At 74.9% G+C, this 3162-nt stretch carries 1 protein-coding gene; it reads right to left on the bottom strand.

From position 1 onward, the window contains the following. A partial coding sequence (locus tag ACXJMZ_RS36950; RefSeq protein WP_457034374.1) for a toxin glutamine deamidase domain-containing protein occupies positions 1–3162 on the bottom strand: 3162 nt, incomplete at both ends.

Here is a 3162-nt window from a genome sequence, read left to right as displayed (position 1 = left end):
GCCTCGGGCTTCGCCTCGGGCTTCGCCTCGGGCTTCGCCTCGGGCTTCGCCTCGGGCTTCGCCTCGGGCTTCGCCTCGGGCTTCGCCTCGGGCTTCGCCTCGGGCTTCGCCTCGGGCTTCGCCGGGGCGGGGTTCTTCGGCGCAGCCGGAGTGGCGGCAGGCGGTTGGGTGATCGGCGGCGCGGTGGTCACCGGTTCGCTGCCGTCGTAGTGGTTGCCCTGGTGATACACCGTCACCGGTTGCCCGTCCGGGGGTCCGAAGAGCGCCCGGGGAACGCCGTCGTGGCCGAGTACCTGCAGACGGAGGCCCAGTGCATGGGCCGCCGCCGCCGGCAGCATCTCCCCTTCGCTGGTCAACCAGCGGTTGTTCCAGTCCCGGACGGTCCGGAGCAGGGCCTCCCGCTCGCGCGCCGACGGCGGCGGTGCGTTCTGGGAGAGGTGATCGCCGACGATCTGCCTCAGGTCCGCGAGCGGCAGCCCCGCGTACCCCTCCCGGACGTCCGCCGGGAGGTGGTTGAGCAGTTGGCCCGCGGTCAGGTTCGTCGGGAGGAGCAGGTGATTGCGGTAGTTGGCCACGACCTCGGTCGGCCACTGCTCCGGGGGCAGCTGGCTGAAGTGGTTCTCAACCGCGGACTGCAGCCGCCGGGCGGCGGCCCCGGGGTTCGCCGTCTGCGGTCCCACCAGGCCGGGTGCGCTCACGGCGAGCGAGTTGAGCAGGCAGAGGCCGTCGCCCGCCACCGGCACCCGGGGCCCGGCCGGCGGGAAGTCGACTTCCCCGTCCTGGTGAGGAGGTGGCGGGACGTCGCCGTCTGCGGCTTTGCCGTCGTCTGGAGTCTCCGGCGGCGGTGGGGGCGTTTCCACGCCGGGGCGTTCGGGTGCTCGGCGGTCGTTGGCGGGGTTGTGGTCGGGGTCGGCGTGGGGGGCGGGAGTTGCCGGGGCGCGGTCGGGGGTGAGAGGGATGGCGAAGACACCGGTGTCGCCGTTGTGGAGGGGCTGGCTGTCGCGTTTGCCGGTCTGGCCGTCGACGTAGGTGATGGTGCCGTTGTGGTTGACGGCGGTCCAGCTGTGGGAGCGGCCGTCGGCGTCGGTGGTGATGATGGCGGCGGCGGAACCGTGGCCGGTCCGGTGGAGGGTTTCCTCCAGGCGCTGGAAGGCGGCGGGGCCGTCGCCGAGGTCGGAGAACTGGGCGCCGAGGTTCCGCTCGATGCGGTCGCGGCCGTCGCGTTCGCCGAGGTCGGAGGGGTTGCCGTTGGCGTCCAGGTCCGGGGTGCGGGCGGCGGCCGGGGTGGGGTTGCCGTGGAAGGTGTCGAGGAGGGCCAGGGTCGTGTCGACGCAGTTGTTGTTGCGGCCGGGCGTGCTGGGGCCGTCGCCGTTGATGGCGGTGTGCCAGTCTCCCTCGTTGGGATCGGGGTGGCGCTGGGGTGTGCCGTCCTCGTTGCGCGGGACCGCGTGTTCGATGCGTTCGTGGTCGCGGGAGGTGGGCTCTGCCAGGCCGCCGTCTCCACCCAGCGGGCGTCCGTCGGTCGCCGGCCGGGGCGCCTGCGGCCGGGTGTCGGGTGCGGGGGCGGTGTCTTCGCGCTGACGGGGGGTGTCGGGTGTGAGGGCAGCTTCGTCGGGGGTGCGCTTGCCGCCGGTACCGGAGGCAGTCTCCGTGCGAGTGCCGTTGTGCTCGGCACTCGGGCGGGCCGGGCCCAGCCGCAGGCCGCCGGCGCCCGGGTCGGATGTGGGCGAGGGGCCGCGTGCGGGCTTTCCTGCGGCCGGGCCAGGGGACGCAGGCCGTGCCTGGTGGGATTCGCCGCCGCGTCCGCCGGAGTGGACCGGGCCGGAACTGAACGGGCCGGCGGACGTCATCGGCGGGACGGTCCCGCCGCCGGTGCTGGTCGCTGCCGGGGGCGGGCTGTCGGCTCCCCGGACGGGCGCGGCCGACAGCACGTCGGGGGTACCGGGGGTGCCCTCGGGGGACGGTCCACGCGTGGAGGCGGGGCCACTCGCCAGCCGGATGCCGTCCAGCTGAGGCGCACCCGGGGTGTCACCGGACATGACTGGGGCACCGCCCACCGGCGACGGCCCGGACGAAACCGGCGTGCCGGGCCCCTCGTGCGGGACCGACCGGGCGTCCGGGGTCGGGGCGGACTGGTGCGGCGTGGGAGTCGGGGCTTCGGAGCGGGGTGCGGGGGTTTCGGCGCGTGGTGTGGGCGTCTCGCTGTGTGACGTGGTGTCACGGCCGTGCTCCGGCACCGGAGTCGGGGCGGACTGGTGCGGCGTGGGGGCGGGGGACTCGGAGCGCGGTGCCGGGGTCTCGGCGCGCGGTGCGGGCGTCTCGCTGTGTGACGTGGTGTCACGGCCGTGCTCCGGCGCCGGCGCGGGAGCCGGAGTCGAGGTCGGCTCCGGGGAGCGGGAGTTGGTGCTGTCGCCCCAGATCGGGGAGGGGGCGGTATCCGGCGTCCGGGCCGTCGGAGCCTCGAACGGGGCGATGGTGCCGCGGGGGGTGGAGGTGTCGGAGTGGCCGGCGGTCGGGCCTTGGTACGGGCTGGAGTCGATGGTCGGAGTGACGTCGTGCCCGGCGCTGCGGCTGGTGGCGAAGGTGGGCGCGGAGTCGCTCCACTCCGGGGCACTGCGCGGGACGGAGCGGTCGGACGAGTCCCCGGCGGGTGTGCGGACGCGGGTCTCGGGGTCGGCGTCGCCGCCCGAGAACCGGGGCGGGGTGTCCGCCCCGTTCGAGGTCGGGTCAGGGCGACGGACGCGAGTCTCCGGGTCCGCATCACCACCGTGGCTCGACTGATCAGCCCCGTTCGAGGCCGGATCGGGACGACGGATACGGGTTTCCGGGTCGGCGTCACCACCGGGACCGTGACCGGGGTTGGCCGAGCCGTTGGAGCCGGTACTGGAGCCCGACGAGCCCGAGCCGGTGGAACTACCCGAACCGTCCGACGAGTTGGAACCTCCCGAGCCGCTGGAGCTGCCGGAGCCCGGAGAGTCGGAGCCGCCCGCGAAGTCGGAGGCGTCCGGGATGTCGGAGGAGTTGAACTTGCCCTTGAGGGCGGAGGCGCCGTGCATGATGGCGGGGCTGCCCGCGCCGCTGAGGGCGGAGCCGCCCAGGCCGGAGCCGTCCACCTCGCCGGTGAGGGCGAGTTGGGTGACCACGTCGGCGCCGACGTCGGTG

This window comes from Kitasatospora sp. P5_F3, assembly GCF_054049135.1.
This window is presented reverse-complemented; position numbering and strand designations above follow the sequence as displayed.